Annotated in this window: 20 protein-coding genes; 11 read left to right on the top strand and 9 right to left on the bottom strand. The window is 63.1% G+C overall.

The features are described 5' to 3' along the window. The first annotated feature begins 64 nt into the window (after positions 1–64). The 4 genes from J2X15_RS16515 to J2X15_RS16500 are packed head-to-tail and all read left to right on the top strand — an operon-like array spanning position 65 to position 3409. On the top strand, positions 65–1240 hold the full coding sequence (locus J2X15_RS16515; RefSeq protein WP_310344771.1) for an amino acid ABC transporter permease: 1176 nt from the start codon (positions 65–67) through the stop codon (positions 1238–1240). 9 nt (positions 1241–1249) lie between these two features. Further along, positions 1250–2353 (top strand): amino acid ABC transporter permease, encoded by a 1104-nt coding sequence (locus J2X15_RS16510; RefSeq protein WP_310344768.1) that lies wholly within the window; start codon positions 1250–1252, stop codon positions 2351–2353. Positions 2354–2362: 9 nt separating this feature from the next. Beyond that, positions 2363–3106, top strand: coding sequence for an amino acid ABC transporter ATP-binding protein (locus J2X15_RS16505; protein WP_310344766.1), 744 nt, complete (start codon positions 2363–2365; stop codon positions 3104–3106). 6 nt (positions 3107–3112) lie between these two features. After that, positions 3113–3409: a hypothetical protein gene (locus tag J2X15_RS16500; protein WP_310344765.1), complete on the top strand. Its 297-nt coding sequence runs from the start codon at positions 3113–3115 to the stop codon at positions 3407–3409. A 3-nt stretch (positions 3410–3412) separates the two neighbouring features. On the opposite strand, the gene J2X15_RS16495 is transcribed toward J2X15_RS16500, so the two are convergent. After that, positions 3413–4255 (bottom strand): M14 family murein peptide amidase A, encoded by an 843-nt coding sequence (locus tag J2X15_RS16495; RefSeq protein WP_310344762.1) that lies wholly within the window; start codon positions 4253–4255, stop codon positions 3413–3415. Between the two features lie 85 nt (positions 4256–4340). On the opposite strand from J2X15_RS16495, the gene J2X15_RS16490 reads away from it, so the two are divergent. Next, a complete protein-coding gene (locus tag J2X15_RS16490; protein WP_310344760.1) occupies positions 4341–4859 on the top strand; it encodes a flavin reductase family protein in 519 nt (172 codons plus the stop codon). A 10-nt stretch (positions 4860–4869) separates the two neighbouring features. Then, a complete protein-coding gene (locus J2X15_RS16485; protein WP_310344758.1) occupies positions 4870–6225 on the top strand; it encodes a TAXI family TRAP transporter solute-binding subunit in 1356 nt (451 codons plus the stop codon). Between the two features lie 5 nt (positions 6226–6230). Here the strand turns inward: J2X15_RS16485 and J2X15_RS16480 are convergent, their stop codons facing one another. The 3 genes from J2X15_RS16480 to J2X15_RS16470 form a co-directional block, all read right to left on the bottom strand. Then, entirely contained in the window at positions 6231–8588 is a 2358-nt protein-coding gene (locus J2X15_RS16480) for a DUF1631 family protein (RefSeq protein WP_310344756.1), read from the bottom strand. A 33-nt stretch (positions 8589–8621) separates the two neighbouring features. Continuing rightward, positions 8622–10283, bottom strand: coding sequence for an energy-dependent translational throttle protein EttA (gene ettA, locus J2X15_RS16475; protein WP_310344753.1), 1662 nt, complete (start codon positions 10281–10283; stop codon positions 8622–8624). 76 nt (positions 10284–10359) lie between these two features. Continuing rightward, the gene (locus J2X15_RS16470) at positions 10360–12591 is read right to left on the bottom strand and encodes a DUF1631 family protein (RefSeq protein WP_310344750.1); all 2232 of its coding nucleotides are present in this window, start codon (positions 12589–12591) and stop codon (positions 10360–10362) included. A 292-nt stretch (positions 12592–12883) separates the two neighbouring features. On the opposite strand from J2X15_RS16470, the gene J2X15_RS16465 reads away from it, so the two are divergent. Beyond that, positions 12884–14641 (top strand): DEAD/DEAH box helicase, encoded by a 1758-nt coding sequence (locus J2X15_RS16465; RefSeq protein WP_310344747.1) that lies wholly within the window; start codon positions 12884–12886, stop codon positions 14639–14641. Beyond that, positions 14604–15224 carry a Rossmann-fold NAD(P)-binding domain-containing protein gene (locus tag J2X15_RS16460; RefSeq protein ID WP_310344744.1) on the top strand — a complete coding sequence of 207 codons (621 nt, stop codon included), beginning with the start codon at positions 14604–14606 and terminating at the stop codon, positions 15222–15224. The genes J2X15_RS16465 and J2X15_RS16460 overlap by 38 nt, the downstream gene beginning before the upstream one ends. Here the strand turns inward: J2X15_RS16460 and J2X15_RS16455 are convergent. The 3 genes from J2X15_RS16455 to J2X15_RS16445 are packed head-to-tail and all read right to left on the bottom strand — an operon-like array spanning position 15221 to position 17314. After that, complete coding sequence (locus tag J2X15_RS16455; protein ID WP_310344741.1) at positions 15221–15601, bottom strand: cupin domain-containing protein; 381 nt, start codon at positions 15599–15601, stop codon at positions 15221–15223. The genes J2X15_RS16460 and J2X15_RS16455 overlap by 4 nt on opposite strands. An 11-nt stretch (positions 15602–15612) precedes the next feature. Then, positions 15613–16839, bottom strand: coding sequence for an MFS transporter (locus tag J2X15_RS16450; protein WP_310344737.1), 1227 nt, complete (start codon positions 16837–16839; stop codon positions 15613–15615). Next, the gene (locus J2X15_RS16445) at positions 16832–17314 is read right to left on the bottom strand and encodes a MarR family winged helix-turn-helix transcriptional regulator (protein WP_310344734.1); all 483 of its coding nucleotides are present in this window, start codon (positions 17312–17314) and stop codon (positions 16832–16834) included. The genes J2X15_RS16450 and J2X15_RS16445 overlap by 8 nt, the downstream gene beginning before the upstream one ends. An 80-nt stretch (positions 17315–17394) precedes the next feature. On the opposite strand from J2X15_RS16445, the gene J2X15_RS16440 reads away from it, so the two are divergent. Together J2X15_RS16440 and gloA are read left to right on the top strand one after the other, a co-directional pair. Beyond that, the gene (locus J2X15_RS16440) at positions 17395–17943 is read left to right on the top strand and encodes a PaaI family thioesterase (protein ID WP_310344832.1); all 549 of its coding nucleotides are present in this window, start codon (positions 17395–17397) and stop codon (positions 17941–17943) included. A gap of 26 nt (positions 17944–17969) precedes the next feature. Next, complete coding sequence (gloA, locus tag J2X15_RS16435; RefSeq protein ID WP_310344732.1) at positions 17970–18383, top strand: lactoylglutathione lyase; 414 nt, start codon at positions 17970–17972, stop codon at positions 18381–18383. 67 nt (positions 18384–18450) lie between these two features. On the opposite strand, the gene J2X15_RS16430 is transcribed toward gloA, so the two are convergent. Beyond that, entirely contained in the window at positions 18451–19389 is a 939-nt protein-coding gene (locus J2X15_RS16430; RefSeq protein WP_409034298.1) for a helix-turn-helix transcriptional regulator, read from the bottom strand. Between the two features lie 120 nt (positions 19390–19509). On the opposite strand from J2X15_RS16430, the gene J2X15_RS16425 reads away from it, so the two are divergent. Then, positions 19510–20136: a LysE family translocator gene (locus J2X15_RS16425; protein ID WP_310344728.1), complete on the top strand. Its 627-nt coding sequence runs from the start codon at positions 19510–19512 to the stop codon at positions 20134–20136. Positions 20137–20150: 14 nt separating this feature from the next. Here the strand turns inward: J2X15_RS16425 and J2X15_RS16420 are convergent, their stop codons facing one another. After that, positions 20151–20630, bottom strand: coding sequence for a VOC family protein (locus tag J2X15_RS16420; RefSeq protein ID WP_310344726.1), 480 nt, complete (start codon positions 20628–20630; stop codon positions 20151–20153). Between the last annotated feature and the right edge of the window lie 5 nt (positions 20631–20635).

Here is a 20635-nt window from a genome sequence, read left to right as displayed (position 1 = left end):
GCAGTCACCGTGCGCTGCCCTTTTCAACTGGTTGGTCGAATTCTCCGTGACTACAAGGGCCGACATGTCCACACCCTCCTCCCCTCCTAAAAAATCATGGTCCTGGCGCAGCCAGGCGTTCCGTGGTTTGGTGTACCAGATCATCGCCGTCGTGGTGGTGCTAGTCACCGTGCTGTACCTGGCCCACAACACCACCACCAACATGAAGTTGCGTGGCATCCAGAGCGGCTTTGATTTCCTGTCCAGCCCCGCGGGCTTTGACATTGGCGAGAGCCTGTTTGCGTTTGATTCGGGCGAGTCCTACTGGCGCGCCTACCTGGTCGGTTTTGTGAACACCCTGCGTGTCGCTGTGGTGGGCATCATCCTCACCACCATCCTGGGCACGCTGATTGGCGTGGGCCGGTTCTCGCGCAATGCGCTGATCCGCGGCCTGTGCACGGTGTATGTGGAGTTCTTCCGCAACATCCCGGTGCTGTTGCAGCTGTTGATGTGGTACCTGATGTTCACCGAGGTACTGCCTGCCTCCAACGAACCGCTGGTGCTCGGGCCTTTCTTCCTGAGCAAGGGCGGCCTGAATTTCCCGATTCCCGAATGGGCTGCAGGCCACGTCTGGGGCGCCTGGGGCCTGCTGGCCGGTGTGGGCCTGGCGTGGGCCTATCGCCGCTACGCCTACCGTACGTTCGAGAAAACCGGCAAGCCCAAAAGCATGTTCTGGGTGCCGGTTGCCATCGTCTTGGCCACCGGCATGGTGGGTTGGCTGCTGGGTGGTGCACCCACCGCGCTGAACATGCCGGTGCAAGGCGACTTTGCCATTGAAAACGGCGGCGCACTCACACCGGAGTACCTATCGGTGCTGCTGGGCCTGACGATTTACACCGCGGCCTTTGTGTCTGAGGTGGTGCGGGGCGGTATCCAGTCCGTGGCGCTGGGCCAGTCGGAGGCTGCTGCAGCTTTGGGCCTGAGCCGTGGCCAGACCATGCGTTTGGTGATGCTGCCGCAGGCTCTGCGCGTGATCATTCCACCGGTCACCAACCAGTTTCTGAACCTGACCAAGAACTCATCGCTGGCCGTGGCCATTGGTTACCCCGACGTGGTGTCCATCGCCAACACGGCCATCAACCAGACCGGGCGCGCCGTGGAGTGCATTGCCATCATCATGCTGGTGTACCTGAGTACCTCGCTGTTCACGTCGATCAGCATGAATTGGTACAACACCCGCTCCGCCATCAAAGAACGCTAGGGGACGCACATGAGCGCAACGACTTTTCAACCCATTGCCGCGCGTCCCGCCCCCGTGAAAACGGAAGGACTGGCGGCGTGGATTCGCACCAACCTGTTTGGCGACTGGAAGACCACGCTGGGCACCGTGATCATCGGCGCACTGCTGCTGACCCTGCTGCCGCGCCTGCTGGGCTGGGCCTTGGTCCACGCTGTGTGGGTGCCCAACTTCGATGCCTGTCACGCCGAGGGCGCTGGCGCCTGCTGGGGTGTGGTGGTGGAGAAATTCCGCATCATCATCTTTGGCCGCTACCCGTTTGAAGAACAGTGGCGTCCGCTGATCTCCACCCTGCTGCTCTTGAGCCTGCTGGTGGTGAGCTGCATGCGCATGTTCTGGAAGGCCTGGTTGGGCCTGGCCTGGATTGCGGTGCTGGGCTTCTTCTTTGTGGTGATGTACGGCGGCGTGCTGGGCCTGAGCCGTGTGGACACCGACCGGTGGGGCGGCCTGCCACTGACCTTGCTGCTGTCCTCCCTGTCCATGGCCATGGCCTTCCCCATTGCCTTGCTCATCGCGCTGGGGCGCCGCTCCACACTACCTGCCATCCGCAGCTTTTGCACGATCTACGTGGAGCTGATCCGCGGCGTGCCGCTCATCTCGGTGCTGTTCATGGCGTCGTTCATGTTCCCGCTGCTGATGCCCCAGGGCTTCAACATCGACGTGCTGATCCGTGTGCTGGCCGGTATCACGCTGTTCGCTGCCGCCTATATGGCCGAGGTGATCCGCGGGGGCCTGCAGTCGCTACCCAAGGGGCAGATCGAAGCCGCCGCCACGCTAGGCCTGTCGTACTGGCAGACCCAACGCAAGATCGTGCTGCCCCAGGCCCTGGCCATGGTGGTGCCCGGCATCATGAACAACTTCATCTCCACCTTCAAGGACACCTCGTTGGTGACCATCGTGAGCCTGTACGAACTCACGGGTTCCATGAGCCTGGCCCTGAACTCGGACGCAGATTGGCGCCCCTTCAAGATCGAAGGCTACCTGTTCATCGCCCTGATCTATTTCGGCTTTTGCTTCTCCATGTCGCGCTACAGCCTGTGGATTGAAAAGCAAGTCAACAAAAGCAAACTCCGCTAAGGAACGAATATGTCTGAACCCATCATTACCTTCAACAAAGTCAACAAGTGGTACGGCAACAACTACCATGTGCTGCGCGATATTGACCTGACCGTGACCAAGGGCGAGCGCATCGTGGTTTGCGGCCCCTCCGGCTCCGGCAAGTCCACGCTGATCCGCTGCATCAACCGACTGGAAGAGCACCAGCAAGGCAACCTGACCGTAGACGGTGTGGAGCTGACCGACGATGTGAAAGCCATCGACGACGTGCGCAAGAAAGTCGGCATGGTGTTCCAGCAGTTCAACCTGTTCCCCCATCTGACGGTGCTTGAGAATCTGACGCTGTCGCCCATGTGGGTGGGCAAGATGCCCAAGAAAGATGCTGAAGAAAAGGCCATGGAACAGCTCAAGCGCGTGCGCATTGCTGAGCAGGCCAACAAGTACCCGCTGCAGCTCTCTGGTGGCCAGCAGCAACGCGTGGCGATTGCTCGTGCGCTGTGCCTCAAGCCCAAGATCATGCTGTTTGACGAGCCCACCTCGGCGCTGGACCCCGAAATGATCAAGGAAGTGCTGGACGTGATGGTGGAGATGGCCAGCCACGGCATTACGATGATCTGCGTGACCCACGAAATGGGCTTTGCCAAGGCCGTGGCCGATCGCGTGATTTTCATGGACCAGGGCCAAATCGTGGAGCAGAACACGCCCACCGAGTTCTTCAACAACCCGCAAAGCGACCGCAGCAAGGACTTCCTGTCCAAGATCCTGGGCCACTGAAGTTCTATGACCACACCGGCACGTTTGCAATGGGAAGCCCTGAACACCGGGCTGGCCCAGCTGCGCAGTGGCGCCCTGGGCGCGCATGGTCTGTCAGACCTGGCGCGCAGCCAGCACGCCCTGCTGGACGCGCTGGGGCCCCGCTACCGCGAGGTGCTGCTGCAGCTCATGGACCGGCTGGAATCCAGCGCCCTGTTTTCGGAGGAGAGCTGCTCGTTCAGCCAGCAGGGCCTGCTGGACAACCTGCAAATCTGGCTGGAGAAAGCCAGTGCCCAACTGGGCACGGTCCGGCAAAACGCCTGAGCCTTACTGCGTGACCGCCACGTGGGCCGGCCCCAGCCGGTCGGTGGTCCAGCGCAGCAGGTCCATCCACATTTGCCGCGTCTCCGCCTCTTGCGGCATGCGGGAGGCGCTGGGCAGCTCAATGGTGACCACCGGCACACGCTTGTGGATGCCTCCGTAATTGCCCAGTGACCCGGGGAAGATGCCAACCTGGTCCAGGTACAGACGGCCCAGCTTGCTGGGGGGCACCGAGGGGCCATCAAAGTCCAGCACGCCATACGGCGCATGCACACTGACAATCAGATTGGGTTTGAAACTGTCCATCTGCTCCAGCAGAAAGCGCGACTCGGGCTCCGACAAAGGTTTGTTGCCCGGCCAGCGGCGCGGGTCGCGCTTGGTGCGCGTCTCCCAGTATTCACGGGCGTCACGCGCCCAGTTGGGCGTGGGGAAGTTGCGGTTCAGGTCCACGCCATTCGCATTGGTACGGCGTGAGGGCCGGGCAAACAGGCCATCGGGGTTCAGCGCCGGAATGAAGCGCCAGTGTACCGAGAGCGCCATGTCCGACGGCGGGGTTTGGGCCAAGCCTATCCAGTGGAACACCAGCGAACTCGATGCCATCTCGTCCCCGTGGATGCCACCGACCACCAGCACGCGAAAGTTGGCGTCTGCCGGCTGGATGTCACGCCCCCACAGTGTGCGCCCCTGCACCGAGCGCACCTGCATGTCGTGCAATGCAGCCGCCTCGCACATGCCGGGGCTCACATTGGGGATTTTGGAAGAATAGTCGGCGCAAGCCCTCGCCATATCTGCGCGTGCAGCTATTGAAACGATAGCAAAAATACACGCCACCAAGGTTCGAATGTACATAGGCCGGATTGTAGGGGGCGTTGGTTACTGGAGTTTTAACCATTGGCGACCGCAGGAGTCTGCCAAAACCAGTTAAATTGCATGCATGTCGTCGCATCCCTCACCGCAGCACGCGGTGCCCCCCAATTTCTCGTCCGCTGAATTCCGCCTGGCCTTGGGTATGTTCGCCACCGGTGTGACCATTGTGACGGCCCGCGCGCCCGATGGCAGCCTGGTCGGCCTCACCGCTAACTCGTTCAACTCGGTGTCACTCTCCCCGCCGCTGGTGCTGTGGAGCCTGGCGCGCACGGCCGGCTCCATGGCCGCGTTCAGCACCGGTTCGCATTACGCCATCAACATCCTGGGCGCTGATCAGCAAGCGTTAGCCCGCCAGTTCGCCGCGCGCGAAGGCGACCGCTACGCTGGTGTGGCATTCACCACGGGCGCCGGTGGAGCCCCCTTGCTGGAAGGGGCGGCCGCCACCTTTGAGTGCTTCAACCGCAGCCGCTACGAAGAAGGCGACCATGTGATTTTTGTGGGTGAGGTCGAATGCTGCAGCCACCGGCAAGGCGCCGCCCCCTTGCTCTTCCACGGCGGGCGGTTCTACACCGAACACCCCCTCTAACCAGACGCCCATGCCATCTTTGCCCCGCTCCGTACGCCATGTTCTACTGTCCCTGCGCGACCTGTTGACCTCGGCCAGTCCTTTGGTTTTGGCGGCTGCGGGCCTGCTGTGGCTGGCCTACTGGTGGCTGGACCCCATGCCGCCCAAACGCCTGACGCTGGCCACCGGCCCCGAACAAAGCGCCTATGCCGAACTGGGCAAACGCTATGCCAAAGCCTTGGCCGCCAGCGGCATTGAAGTCGTGCTGTTGCCCAGCGAGGGCTCCTCTGCCAATCTGAATCTGCTGCGCACCGGCCAGGCCGATGCGGGCTTTGTGCAAGGCGGCACCGGCAATGGCAATGTGCCCGATGACGAGGCCGAAGAACTGGTCACGCTGGGCAACCTCTTTGTCGAACCCATCTGGTTGTTCTACCGCACCACGTCCGCGCGGGCCGTCGTCCCCAGCGGACGCCTGAGCTCGCTCACCCAGCTGGCCCACATGCGCGTCAATGTGGGTGCGGCCGGCAGCGGCGTGCCCACGCTGATGCAAACCCTGCTGGACATGAACCGTGTAGAGCCCCGCTCGCTCAAGCTCTCGCAGCTGGAGCAAACCCCCGCCACCGTCAAACTGCTGGACGGCCAGCTCGATGCCGTGGTGTTTGCCTCCGCCCCGGAAGCGCCGATTGTGCAAATGCTGCTGCAGACGCCGGGCATCCGGCTCATGGATTTTTCACAAAATGAGGCCTACGCACGACGCCTGCCCTTTGTCAGCCCGGTCGTGCTGCCCAATGGCATTGTCGATTTGGCGCGCAACATGCCCAAAGAAGATGTGCACCTGATCGCCACCACCACCAGCATGCTGGCGCGCGACGGCGTACACCCCGCCCTGCGCCAACTGCTGTCCCAGGCGGCGCTGCAGGTCCATGGCCAGGGCGGCTGGTTCAACCGCGCCCGTGAGTACCCCAACGCAGCCAATGCCGAGTACCCGCTGGCCCCGGAGGCCGAGCGCACGCTGCGCAACGGCACGCCCTCGTTGCAGCGCTACCTGCCGTTCACCCTGGCCAACCTGATCGAGCGTATGTGGCTGGCCATGGGCATCATCATTGCCGTGCTGCTGCCGCTGGGCAAGATTGCGCCGCCGCTGTATGCGTTCCGGGTGCGTTCGCGCGTGTTCCGCTGGTATGGCCAGCTGCGCGAGATTGAAGAGCGGCTGGAGAAGGACACCGAACAGGCACCAACGCTGCTGGAAGAGCTGGAAGCTCTGGAAGCCAAGGTAGAAAAAGTGATCGTGCCGCTGTCCTACACCGACGAGCTGTACACCCTGCGTAACCACATTGGCCTGGTGCGGCAAAAGCTGCAGGCCAAGCTCCCCGGCAAAGCCGCGTAAACAGCCTACAGCGTAGAGTCCACGCTGTTGCGCATGGCCTGCTGGGCCACGGCATCGAGCGCGCCGTCCACCACGGGCTGTCCCGAAATCACGCGCAACTGGCCACCGGCCACCAGCTTGTCATGCGTGCGCCGTGTCATGGACTGGGTCGTACCTGCACTGCTGGTAAACAGGAACAGCGTGCCATGCGGGCTGGCCCAGGTGAGCTGGGTACGCACCCACTGCTCACCCACCATCAGCTCCACCCATGAGCCCAGCGGCAAGCTGCCTGTGCTTGCCACGGCCAGCTCTGTCGGCGCAGCGCCCGGATTGTCTGCCGTGCCCGCAGATGCCACGGCCTCGGTGCTCTGCGCAGACTCCGGCAGTTCGATGAAATTGGAATCGTGGGCCTCTTCGGGGGCCACCCAGGGGTCGCCATCCTCCACCGGACGGGTACGCGCCCCAGCCGCTGCAGGCTCGACAGGAGCGGCCAGCGGCTCCGCCGGCTTGGCGCCTGCGCGAAACGCCAGCTGGTGCAAGCCCATCAGGGCTTCGAGAAAGGCGCTGGTTTTGGTAACGGGGTAGCGGATGGTGTCCAGACCTTCACGCAGGGTGCTGATCAGCAGCGGCACCAGACGCGTCAGCTTGGACACATTCATGCGGGCCAGGTCCGGGTGGGCACTCCACAGCGTGGCCGAAATCAGCGCCTGGTATTTGTCTGCCACGGTAGAACCTGCGCCCCCCTTCAGGCGCGCCTGCGCCACCACCTGGGCCCAAGGGCCACAGAGAAAGGCAATCACCACCTCGGGCACCTTGGCCGCATCGGGGTGGGAGTCAATTTCACGCGCAATCTTCTCGGCCAACAGGTTGCGCTGCTCGGCCTGCTGCAGGGCCCGCACAGCCTGCGCACGGGAGGCCTCCTGTTGCCGGGCCTGGGCATCCCAGAGCTGGCGCAAATCTGCCAACGCATGTTCAAAGGGCTCGGCGCTGGTGATAGCGGCATCGACTACGGGAGCCAGGGCATCTTGCACCTGCTGGAAAAACTCAGCGAAGCCCGGACTCTGCGGTGAAGTAAACGCCAGGCTGCGATGCGTCAGCTCCTGCACCAATACGCGGGCCGCATGCTGCTTGTCGGTAAAGATGCGCGGGTCTACCAGCGCCAGGCGCATCAAGGCGGGCTCCAGACCCCACACCACCTGCTGCACCGGTGTCACTAGGCGTGGATCACGGGCGATGTTGTCCACCATCAGGTTGATCACCTCCAGGCTCAGGGCCTGCGCAATGCCCGCAGCACTGCGGCGTATGGCTTCCCGCGCCGCATGGGCCACCTTTTCATCGGGGGCGATCAGGGTGCCCGCACTGCGCCGCTGCTCCAGACGCTGGACCACGCGGTCCACCTGTTTCATTTCGGTCAATGCTTCCAGAGCGGCCGGCATGGTGGCATCAAAATCCTGGTCAGCCCCCGGCATGGGGATGCCGCCGCTCTCAAATTCGCGGGCAAATTGCTGGGCAAAGGCCGCCACCCGGTGCGGTGTGCCGTGTTGGTCCAACTCCCCCGCCAACAGGCGGCGCAAGCGGTCCAGGGTCAGCAGCGCCGGGTCGCTCACGCGTCGCGCGGCCCGCATCTCGGAGGCCACCAGCGCTTCTCGCTCCGCACTACCCGGCGCGCCCGAGCTGATGGCCTGTGCCGTCACACCTTTAGAACCGCTACCGGACGTGCCACCACCTGGCGTCGGCACCACGGCATAGCCTGCCGCCACGACGCCTTGAGACCGCATGTGCTGTGACAGGCTGGTGTACAGCTCGCGCAGCTCGCCGCCCAGCGACACACCCATGGTGGTCAGCCAGTCCAGCCGCACCGCCGCGGGCACGGCCAGGCGCTCCACGACGTGCTTGAGGGCCTGCAGATAAATCTCGGGCCGCAACGGGTTGCGCTCCGGCCGCACCGTGGCCAGGCCCAGCGTGGAACAAATAAGGGTATTGAGGTCGGCCAGGCTGGCTTCCGCCACCAGCATGGCCATTTGCTGGGCGCGCGCCATGTTCACGCTTTCCTGCACCTGCACTTCGTCCATCAGCTCCAACTGGTCAAAGTGCACCTCGGCCAGGGATAGGCTGGGCGCCTTGGCGGTGAGCACCGGCTTATTGAAGGCTTCCAGCAGTACCTGCGGATACTGGGCGCGCAGCACCGGCTCTTGCACCAACAGGTGCTTGAGCGACTCCTCGTGCACGTCGCGCTCACGCATGTCACGCGCACCCGCAACCCGCGCATGCAACGATTTGCGCACCGCTGCAGTCAGCTTGCCCATGATGGCCCCGCCTCCTGCAGCCGCATCCTTCACCGTGGCTTGGTACAGGGCAGCGTACTGGGGGGTGGGCTCATTCATGGCGTGGACACTCCACAGGCGGGATAAACAGGATTACTTCAGGGCCTTGTAGCGCATGCGCTTGGGCTTGGCGCCCTCTTCACCCAGGCGCTTCTTCTTGTCGGCTTCGTACTCTTGGTAGTTACCGTCGAAGAAGGTCCACTGGCTGTCGCCTTCGGCGGCCAGGATGTGTGTGGCAATACGGTCCAGGAACCAGCGATCGTGGGAGATTACCAACATAGTGCCGGCGAACTCCAACAACGCATCTTCCAGCGCGCGCAGGGTTTCCACGTCCAGATCGTTCGACGGTTCATCGAGCATCAGCACGTTGCCACCGGCGATCAGCGTTTTGGCCAGGTGCAAACGACCGCGCTCACCACCAGAGAGCATGCCGACCTTCTTCTGCTGGTCGGCACCGTTGAAGTTGAAGCGGCCGCAATACGCGCGGCTGGCCATCTGGAATTTGCCAACGTTCAGGATGTCGAGTCCGCCGGACACGTCTTCCCACACGGTCTTGTCGTTGGACAGGTCGTCACGGTGTTGGTCGACAAAGGCCATCTTGACGGTAGAGCCGATGACGACTTCACCCGAATCGGGTTTCTCCTTGCCCGCAATCAGCTTGAACAGGGTCGACTTACCAGCCCCGTTGGGGCCGATGATGCCGACGATGGCGCCTGCGGGAATGTTGAAGCTCAGGTTGTCGATCAGCACGCGGTCGCCAAAGGACTTGCTCACACCCTTGAATTCGATCACCTGGCTACCCAAGCGGTCGGCCACCGGGATGAAGATTTCGTTCGTCTCGTTGCGCTTCTGGTATTCAAAGTCGCTCAGTTCCTCAAAGCGGGCCAAACGGGCCTTGCTCTTGGCTTGACGCGCCTTGGGATTCTGGCGTGACCATTCCAATTCCTTTTTCAAGGCTTTGGCGCGGGCTTCTTCGCCCTTTTGCTCGGCCTCTAGGCGGGCACCCTTTTGGGTCAGCCAATCGGAGTAGTTGCCTTTGTACGGAATGCCGGAACCACGGTCCAGTTCCAGAATCCATTCGGCCGCGTTGTCCAGGAAGTAGCGATCGTGGGTGATGGCCACCACGGTGCCGGGGTAGCGCTGCAGGAACTGCTCCAGCCAGTCCACCGATTCAGCGTCCAAGTGGTTGGTGGGTTCGTCAAGCAACAGCATATCGGGCTTGCTTAGGAGCAGACGGCACAGCGCCACGCGGCGCTTTTCACCGCCGGAGAGCACGCCGATGTTGGCATCCCAGGGCGGCAGGCGCAGCGCGTCAGCGGCAATTTCCAATTGGTGCTCGGAGTCGGTTCCGGCGGTGGCGATGATGGCCTCCAGCTCGGCCTGCTCCGCGGCCAGCGCGTCAAAGTCGGCATCTTCGGCACCGTAGGCGGTGTAGACCTCTTCGAGGCGCGCCTTGGCGGCGAACACCTTGCCCATGCCCGCTTCCACGCTTTCGCGCACGGTTTGGGTCGGGTCCAACTGGGGTTCCTGGGGCAGGTAGCCGATGTTCAGGCCAGCCATGGGAATGGCTTCGCCTTCGATCTCCTTGTCAATGCCCGCCATGATCTTGAGCAAGGTGGACTTGCCGGAGCCGTTGGTCCCCAACACGCCAATTTTGGCGCCCGGGAAGAAGCTCAAAGAGATGTCTTTAAGAATGTGACGCTTGGGCGGCACGATCTTGCCGACGCGGTTCATGGAGAAAACGTATTGGGCCATTGCGAGTCTGGTTGTTTCAGCGGGAAAACCCACATTATCGACTGCCGCACTCCGGTTGGGCCATGCAGCACCGGAATTAGCCTGTGCTGGCAGCGTTTCCGAGGTCGTTGCGCAAGGCCGCCTGAGCCACCGCATCCAGCGCGTTGTCCATCACGTGGCCGTCCGATACCAGGTGGATCAGCCCCAAACCGCGCAGGCGGTCCATGGTGCGGCGCGACATGGAGTGCGCCAGGCCGCCCGAGGAGATGAACATGAACAGCGTGCGGTGCGGGCTGGCCCAGGTGAGCTGGGCGCGCACCCATTGCCCGCCCAGCGCCAGGTCCACCCACGACCCGGTTTGTAAGGTGTCGGCGCCCCATGCAGTTTGAAGAGTTGGATCTGTCACCTCCGCCACCTCTGGCAGCGAGGGTGGGGGCTCAAAGCCATCGCGCAAGAAGCCCGAATCGGTGGCCTCACTCTCGGCCATCCAGAATCCCTCGGCCTCGGGTGCCACGCTGTCTTCGTCCTCCTGCGCATCGGACACCACCGCGGGGATAGCATCCGCCGGGGTAGCTTCTGCGGCAGCGGCCTTGGCACTTTCAAATACCTGCTCGTGCACGGCAATCAGGCCATCGAAAAAGACGGGAATGCGGTCTTCCGGGTATTCGATGAGCTGCAAGCCCTGGCGAATTTTCACCAGCATTTGGGGCACCAGTTCCACCAGGCGCGAGCGGTTGCGCCGCGCCAGGCGCAGACGCACGCTCCAAATCAGGTCGTCGACCAACGCCAGGTAGCCATCGGCATCCTGCGTGCCGTCGGCGCAGCGCAGCTGCGACTCGGCCACGACCTGCGCCCAGGGGCCTTGCAAAAACTTCACCACCAGCTCGGGTACGGTCTTGCGGCTCAGGCGCTCGGTAAAGTCCTTGCTGAAGCGCTCTGCCAGCAAATTGCGCTGCTCGGCATGCAGCAGGCCACGGGCCGCTTCTTCGGCGCGCGCGCGTTGCACTTTTTCATCCTGCGTCCAGCCCTCTTCGAGTTTGCGCAACAGGCGCGCAAAGGCGTTGGCGTCACCCTCCCCCCCGCTCAACACGCTGAACGCGTTGTCAAAGGTCTTTTGGAACCGGCTGAAGCCGGGCTCGTCCACGGACGTAAAGGCCAGGCTGCGGTTGGTGATCTTGTCCAGAAACAGGCGCGCTGGGTGCTTTCTCTCACTGAAGAACCGCGGATCAGATTGCGAGAGGCGAATAAGCACCGACTCCATACTTTTGAGCCCCTGGCGCACCGGCGCCAGCAAGCGGCGGTCCTGCATCAGGTTTTCCAGCATCAGGCGCACCACTTCCTCACCCAGTTGCTGGCCCAGCGCTCGGCCTTGTATGCCGTCTTTCGCCGCTTCCCTGCCATGGGCCTTCGCCTTAGGTGACGCCTGGCCCGACAGGTTGGCTCGCTCCGCCAGGCGCTTCATCATGGGCTCGACGAGCTTCATGTCTTCCAACGCGAGGAATGAGGCTGGCACTGTGTGCGTGAAGTCTTTGATGCCCCTGGCCGCGCCGCTGGGGTCCAGCTCGCCCGACAGCAGGCGGCGCAATTTGTCCAGCGTCAGCAGGGTGCGGGTCACCGAGTTCTCCGCCACCTTGACCTGTCCGCCAAACGGACCGGTGCTGGAGGTGGCCGAAGCCACCGGCTCCACCCCCTGTGACCGTAACCAGTCCGTCACCTCGCGGTACAGCTGGTGCAGGGTGGCGCCCAGCAGTCCGGCCGCCGGCGTCATCACGGCACCACGTGCTTCGTCTTCGGGCACCAGTTGGCCCAGCGCCTCGCGCAGGGAAAACACAAAGGCTTCAGGCTTGATCGGGTTGAGGTGGGGCTGCACACTGGACCATCCCAGCAGACTGCTGACGTAGGCGTTCAAGGCGGGCAGCACATCCTCCACCGCGGAGGTGACTTCTTGCTCCGTCAGCGCCAACTCGATGTTGGCATCGATCTGCTCGTCTTCGAGAAATTGAAAATCATCGAACTTGACCCGTGCCGGGCTGACGCGCCGCTGCGTATCTCCGCCATACACCGTAGCGCGCAGGGATTTGGAAAATAGGGACTTGAGTTCGGCCTGGCGCTGCACGAGCAGCTCCACCGTGGCGCGGCGCACCGGGTTTTGCCGTGCGTGCAGGTTTTTGCTGTTGACAGGGGACAGGGCGGATTGCAACCCGGACAGCACATCGTCCATCAGCGCATCGCTTTGGTCCAACACCGCCTCAATGCAGGTTTGCAGCGAGGGCTTGGTTTGCCCCGGGTCCTGGGCCACACCCAGCCGCCGCAATAGGTATTTTTTCATTGGCAGACATTCTCCACATCCGGGGCTGCAGTGCCAGTGGTTTGACAGTTTGTTACCGCACTGTAATCCCATATTTTTGCGGCGCAATGGGGGTGTTTCTGAGACGAAAGCAAGAGCATGCGACAATACGGTCCATTGCGGCGCTTCAGTTGCCCGCAATACCAGCACCTTGCTGGGGACCCCACGACACAGGGCGTCCCACTTTTGAATCCATCTGCCTTTGACTGACTGCTGGCCCTGGTGCCTGCAGAACGGCCGATTCCCAAGCGTCCCGGACGGACGCATCTATCCAATGAACTTCGAAGAACTGAACCTGGCCCCTGCCATTGTCAAAGCCGTGCGCGAGCAGGGTTACGAGACCCCCACCGCGATCCAGGCCCAGGCGATTCCGCTGGTGCTGGAAGGCCATGACCTGCTCGGCGGCGCCCAGACTGGTACCGGCAAAACGGCAGCCTTTACCCTGCCCCTGCTGCACCGCCTCTCCATGAGCCGCAGTGCGCAAAACAAATTTGGCGGCACCGGCATCCGTGCGCTGGTGCTGACCCCCACCCGCGAACTCGCCGCCCAGGTGGAAGAGTCGGTGCGCCAGTACGGCAAATACCTGCAACTGTCTTCCACCGTCATCTTTGGCGGCGTGGGCATGAACCCGCAAATCTCCAAGGTCAAAAAAGGCGTGGACATTCTGGTGGCCACCCCCGGCCGTCTGCTGGACCTGGCCCAACAAGGCATGCTGGACCTGGGCCAGGTGCAAATGCTGGTGCTGGACGAAGCTGACCGTATGCTGGACATGGGCTTCATCCACGACGTGAAGAAGGTGCTGGCCCTGGTACCCAAGGAAAAGCAAAGCCTGCTGTTCTCCGCCACCTTCAGCGATGAAATCCGCGAGCTGGCCAACGGCCTGCTGAAGAACCCACAAAGCGTGCAAGTAACGCCACGCAACACCACGGTGCAGCGCATCACGCAAGTGATCCACCCCGTGGGTCGCGGCAAGAAAAAGGCCCTGCTGGCCCACATCATCAATGAACAAAACTGGAGCCAGGTGCTGGTGTTCACCCGCACCAAGTTTGGCGCCAACAACGTGGCCGAGTTTCTCGAGAAAAACGGCATCACCGCCATGGCGCTGCACGGCAACAAGAGCCAGGCCGCCCGTACCCAGGCGCTGTCGGGCTTCAAGAGCGGCGATGTGCGCGCCCTGGTGGCCACCGACATTGCCGCCCGCGGTATCGACATTGACGATCTGCCGCACGTGGTGAACTACGAAATCCCCAACGTCAGCGAAGACTATGTGCACCGCATCGGCCGTACCGGCCGCGCGGGTGCCGACGGCGCTGCCGTGAACCTGGTGTGCCTGGACGAAGAAGGCTTCATGCAGGACATCGAGCGCTTCACCAAGCAAAAGATTGACGTCAAGGTCATCGACGGCTTCGGCCCCGAACCCGGTGAAAAGGGCGAACCCATCGCCATGGGCCGCCAGACCATCTGGGGCGGTGCAGGCAAGCCGCCTAGCCGCGATGTGATGCAGGCAGCTGCCAAGGCTGCCCGCACCGAAATGCTGCAACGCGTGCGTGACAGCAAGACCGGCCAGGGCGGTGCACGCTCTGGTGGTGGTAACGGTGGTAATGGCGGTGGCCGTGGCGGCCAAGGCCAGCGCGGTAATGGTGGTGGTAACGGCGGCGGCGGCCAAGGCCGCGGTGCCGACCGCAGCGGCGAATTCCAGCCGCCACGCCCGCAAGGTGCTCGTCCTCCCCAGGGCCAAGGCCGTGGCCGCGGTCCCGGCATGGGCCAGCCTGCCGGCTTTGCCAATGAACCCCGTGCGCCCCGCGCACCTGCTGGTCAACCAGACCCCATGCGCACCAGCGTCGATATGATGGCCGAACGCGGCGCTCGCCGCAGTTACGGCGGTGGCAACCGCAACGGAGGCGGCAATGGCGGTGGCGGATACGGTGGTGGTGGCGGAGGCTTCGGCGGCGGTGGCCGCTCGGGTGGCTTTGGTGGCGGGGGCAACGGGTCTCGTGGGCCGCGAGGTTCTGGCGGCTCTTCTAGCCGATAAGCACTACCGCGCGGTACACAGTCTGGGGCGGCGCACGCTGCCTCTCACCCACCCCAAGCTGACCCAACACATCGTCGACTTCGCGGCGCTCCCCGAGCTGCCGCGGATCGACGATGTTTTTATTTGTCTGGGCACAACCATCAAGGTGGCGGGCAGCCAGCAGGCCTTCCGTGCCGTCGACTATGAGGCCGTTGTGGCTGTAGCCCGCGCAGCCTATGCGCAAGGCGCTACGAAATTAGGAGTAGTCAGTGCCATGGGCGCAGACGCCAAATCCAGCATTTTCTACAACCGGACCAAGGGCGATATGGAGGCTGCGGTGTCTTCCATTGGCTACGCCAGTATTTCCATTGCACAGCCGTCCATGCTGGCGGGCAACCGCGCTTCACTGGACCAACCGGTACGCAAGGGCGAGATCTGGGCGCTGAATGTGTCCCGCTGGCTCGGGCCGCTGATTCCCGCGAACTACCGCTCCATCCTGGTCACGGATGTGGCTGCGGGTCTTGTGCAAGCCGTCAAGGCGGGGCGACCCGGCGTACAGCGGATTCATTCGGGCGCACTGCAAGGTGCGGCCACCAGGACTTAACCACGCACGAACAGGGTCACCAGCGCATCTGGCCCCACCTGCTGGCTCCAGTGGCCATGGATAGCGGCATCGAATGTGGCGCCTTCTGGCAGCAAGTCGGCAGAGTAAAAATGCTCACCGGGTTTGAAGATGCGCGACTCGCCGTGCACACCAATCTCCATCTGCCCCTGCAGGATGAAGCACCACTGTGTGTGGCCCGAGCAGTGGAACTGGCTGCGAAAGCCTACGGGGCTGGTACGCAGTTGGTAGCCACCGGAGGCAAACACATCGGACAACATGGCCTGCGGCGTGCCTCCGTCCAGCGGGATCGTCTCCTCGCGGAATTTGGCGAAACCATCGGTGTCGGTGAACAGAATGACTTTGGTGAAGGTGCTCATGCGGCCGGAGTTTACGCGGGCTGGCGCACCAGCTTGGCTTCCTTGATCGGGAAGTGGATCAACGCGGCGCCCACGGCCAGCACGATGTCGATGTACCAGACCCAGTTGTAGCTGCCGGTTGCATCAAAAATCTTGCCACCCAGGAATGCGCCAAGGAAGCCCCCCACCTGGTGCGTCAGCATCACCAGACCAAACAGCGTGGCCATGTGGGCTGTGCCAAAGAACTTGGCCACCAGGCCCGCGGTGGGTGGTACGGTGGACAGAAAGCTTACCCCCATGACGGCGGCGAACACCAGCACCACGGGGCCGGTTTTGGGCGCCAGCAAAAACACCAGCACGGCGATGGCACGCACGCTGTAGACCAGCGACAGCAGCGACTTCATGCGCCAGCGGCCTACGGCCCAGCCCATGGCGATGCTGCCCACGATGTTGAACAGCCCCAGAATCCCCAGCGCCCAGGCACCCCACTGGGTAGGCAGGCCACACGCAGCCACCACGCCCGGCAAGTGCGTGGCCAAAAACGCCACGTGGAAACCACAAACAAAGAAGCCCGCCGCCAATAGCAAAAAACTGGGCGTGCGCAGCGCCAGACGCACTGCGTCGCCCGTGCTCATGGACTTGACGCCGGGTGCCGCCACCTGCACGTTATTGCCCTTGAGGAAGAAGGCCGCAGGTAGCGCCAACAGCACTAGGCCAGCCATCACCTGCATGGCGTGGCCCCAGCCCACACTGACCATGAGCGCTCCGGCAATCGGCGCCATGATGAACTGACCGAAGGAGCCGCCCGCATTCACGATGCCAGTGGCCATACCGCGCTTGTTGGCGGGCAGCAGGCGCGTGGTGGCCGCCATCAGCACCGCAGGACCGGCCATGCCGGCACCACCGGCAGCCAGCACGCCGATCGCAAATATCAACCCGGCGGTCGTGGACATGAACGGGGTGATGAAGGTACCCAGCGCCACCAACGACACACCCAGCAACAGCACGCGCCCTGCGCCCACGCGGTCAGCAAACGCACCGGCAAACGGCTGCGTCAGCCCCCACCACAGCTGGCCAAACGCAAACGCCAGGCTGATGCTGCCCACCCCCAGACCAGTGGAGGTGTTCAGCGAACTCAAGAACAGACCCATGGTTTGGCGCGTGCCCATGGTCAGAGCGAAGGCGCCGGCCGCAGCCAGCAGGACCACCCACACGGCGAACGTGCGGGGGGTGGAAGTCGTCGTGGGAGTATCAGACATCGTCGTCTCCAGATTCCAGGGGGGATAAAAGTTCCAGGGATTCGTCAATCAGGGCGTGCAGGGCCGACACGCGCGCTATGCCCAAGGTGGCGTTGATGCCTTCTTGAGCAATACGCCATTTGCGCTGCGCCTCGGTGCGTTTGGTCTGCCCCGCATCCGTGGCGGTGATCAGGCGGCTGCGCGCGTCGTCGCCCGCGTTCACCTCAATCCAGCCGGCAGCAATGAGCGGCTGCAGGTTGCGCGACAGTGTGGAGGTGCTCATGCGCATGGCACCGGCCAGGTCCACTGCGCGAATCGGCCCCAGCTTCACCACATGGGAGAGCAGAGAGTATTGCGTGGTCTTCAGGCCAGTCTTGGCCAGCTCCGCGTCGTAGTACTGGGCCACGCGGCGCATGAGCTGACGCAGCTTCAAATTCGTACAGCCCTGCGGCTTGAGAACATCCGCGACAGCAATTGGCTTGACAAGGGTTTTCATGTCAATTATTGTATCTACATCAGTTGCATATACAACAATGTATTTTTAATGACCTTATTGACGAGATTTCAATGAACACCATGACCACTCCCGCCGCCCTGGACGCCTGGCTGGCCGAAGAAGCCGCCGTGCTTGCACGTTTGAACGCCGGCCCAGGCCCCGGCGTGGCCCGGCCAGACCAAGTGATGCACCTGACCGGGATAGAACTGCTGCAAGCCATGCTGCGCGGCGAACTGCCCTATGCCGCCATTGCCAAGACGCTGGACTTCACCATCATTGAGGTGTCTGAGGGGCGCGCCGTGTTTCAGGGCAGCCCTGGCCCGGAGCATCTGAACCCCATGGGCGGCATCCATGGCGGCTGGTACGCCACAATGCTGGACTCGGCCCTGGGCTGCGCGGTGCACACGCTCATGCCGGTGGGACGCGGCTACACCACGGCAGAGCTGGGCGTCAATCTCGTCAAGGCCATCAACCCCGCCAAGACACCCCGCGTGCGTGCCGAAGGCAAGGTCATCCACTGCGGGCGCCAGTTAGCCACGGCCGAGGCACGCATCGTCGGACCCGACGGCACGCTGTACGCCCATGCCACCACCACCTGCCTGGTGTTTGACCTCAAGCTGCCCGGGTAAACGCAGGCTGCGGCACAATGTTCGGCATGCGATTCCTCCACACCATGCTGCGCGTTGGCAACCTTCAACGCTCCATCGATTTCTACACCAACGTGCTCGGCATGCAAGTGCTGCGCACCTCGGAAAACCCCGAGTACAAGTACAGCCTCGCCTTCCTCGGCTTTGACGGCGGCAACCCCGGCCAGGCCGAGATCGAGCTGACCTACAACTGGGGCACCGAGAGCTACGAGCTGGGCACCGCCTACGGCCACATCGCGCTGGGCGTGCCCGACGCGTATGCGGCTTGCGAGAAGATCAAGGCGGCCGGTGGCAACGTGACGCGCGAGGCCGGCCCCGTCAAGGGCGGCACCACAGTGATCGCGTTTGTGACCGACCCCGATGGCTACAAGATCGAGCTGATCCAACGCGCCGAGCAGGCCGTAGGTGGCGGGCTGCGCTAAGCCAGTACGCTATTAAATAGATAGCTGCTTGCGCAATATCCACGGAGGCTAGAGACCGATTTCTCTATCAATCACTCGCATAGCAGGCCTGAATCGCCTTCAGGCGCTGCACTATGGCCCGGCGCAGGGCGACGGGCGACAGCACCTCCACATCCGGAGCCATGCGCAGCAGTTGGTAGCTGGCGTTCTCCAGCGTTTCTATCGGGATCTTGATGCGCACCGTCTTGCCGGGCTGTACGGAAGGTGCCTGCGCCGCCACGGCCTTGGCCACCGCGCTGCTGAGCTGGCGCAGCTGCTTCACACCCTGGGCTGTGGCTTGCACCACGGCGTGGCCCTGGTACAGCTCGGCTTCAAAGCGCTGGATCGATTCGGTCCAATAGGCTGGCAGGTCAAAGCGCTTGGGCCGCGTGCTGGCCTTGTCCAGCAGCTCGGCGTCCAGGATATTGGAGATGCGGTAGGTGTGCGGTTTGGCGTCACTGGTGGCTACCAGGTACCAGACGCCCGCTTTCAGCACCAGACCCAGTGGGTGCACGATGCGCTGCACCTCGGCCTTCCAGCTGTCGTAGCGCAGGCTCAGTTGCCGGTCTTGCCACACGGCTGCGGCCACTGTGGCCAGGTGTGGCACCGGGTCGGCCTCACGGTACCAGTCGGCCGGGTCCAGGTGAAAGCGGGCCTGCACGCGCTGGGCGTCATCGCGCTGGTGCGCGGGCAGCGCACTCATGAGCTTGAGCTGCGCGTCCACCACCTGCTGGCCCAGGCCCAGCTCGGCCGCCGGGCCGGCCAGCCCGCTCATAAACACCGCCTGCGACTCGGACGCTGTGAAGCCGGTGAGCGTGGTCTTCCAGCCTTCTACTAGCTGAAAGCCACCATTGCGCCCCTGCTCTGCATAAATGGGAACACCCGCTGCGGTGAGCTGGTCCACATCGCGGTACAGCGTGCGCACCGACACCTCCAGCACCTCGGCCAACGCCTGTGCGCTCATGCGCCCGCGGGTTTGCAAAAGCATCTGGATGGTCAAAAGGCGGCTGGCACGCATCTTTGCATAGTATCGATAAAAGCTGACATTCGGTGGCAGCTATTACTGCACACACTCACTCCCATCTTCACAAATGAACAGGGAATCGAGATGGAACACCTCTGGCTTTATGCGGTTTTGGTGGCTGGCATCGTGGTGCTGCCGGGCATGGACATGGCCTTTGTGCTGGCCAGCACACTGGTGGACGGCCGGCGCGCCGGGGCCGCCGCCGTGGCAGGCATTGTGTTGGGCGGCATGGTGCATGTGGCCATGGGTGCGCTAGGCGTGGGCTTGCTGTTGCAGCACTTGCCCGTGGCGTTCAACGTGCTGCTGCTGGCCGGCAGCCTGTATGTGGCGTGGATGGGCTACGGCCTGCTGCGCAACACGCAGGCGCTGTCGGAAGTGCAAGACCAGCCCTCACGCCCCTTGCACAGCACATTCGTGCGCGCCACCCTCACCTGCCTCATGAACCCCAAGGCGTATATCTTCATGCTGGCCGTGTTCCCCCAGTTCATCCGCCCGCAACTGGGCAATATCGCCGCCCAGTCCGTCGCCCTGGGCGCCATCACTGCCGCTGCGCAAATCGCCGTGTATGGTGGTGTGGTGCTGGTGGCCGCGCAATTGCGCGTGTGGTTGCGCGCAAGCTCTAGCAGCCAAACCACATTCAGCCATTGGCTGGGCGGCTTGCTAGTGCTGACGGCAGTGTGGACCCTGTGGATGGGGTGGCGAATGGCTTGAGTTCTGCGATCGAATCAACCGCGCCGGGCGGCTTCGATCTTGGCGATGTCTATTTTCTGCATTTCCATCATCGCCTCGAACACACGCTTGGCCGCTGCGCGGTCAGGGGCTGCCATGGCGTCTGTCAGGGCGCGCGGCGTGATCTGCCACGACAGGCCCCATTTGTCCTTGCACCAGCCGCATTGGCTCTCCTGGCCACCGTTGCCCACGATGGCATTCCACAGGCGGTCAGTCTCTTCCTGGTCGTCCGTCGCCACTTGGAAGGAAAAGGCCTCGGTGTGCTTGAACATCGGCCCGCCATTGAGGCCCAGGCACGGAATGCCCATCACGGTGAACTCCACCGTCAGCACATTGCCCTGCTTGCCCATGGGGTAGTCGCCGGGCGCGTAATGCACCGCGCCCACCGCACTATCGGGGAAGGTCTTGGCGTAGAACTCAGCGGCCTCCAGTGCGCCACCGTCGTACCAGATACAAATCGTGTTCTTGGGGGTCATGGGCA

The organism is Rhodoferax saidenbachensis, from assembly GCF_031457975.1.
Classification (GTDB): domain Bacteria; phylum Pseudomonadota; class Gammaproteobacteria; order Burkholderiales; family Burkholderiaceae_C; genus Allorhodoferax; species Allorhodoferax saidenbachensis_A.
Note: the sequence above shows the minus strand (reverse complement) of the source record. Positions and strands in the feature narration are given on the sequence as shown.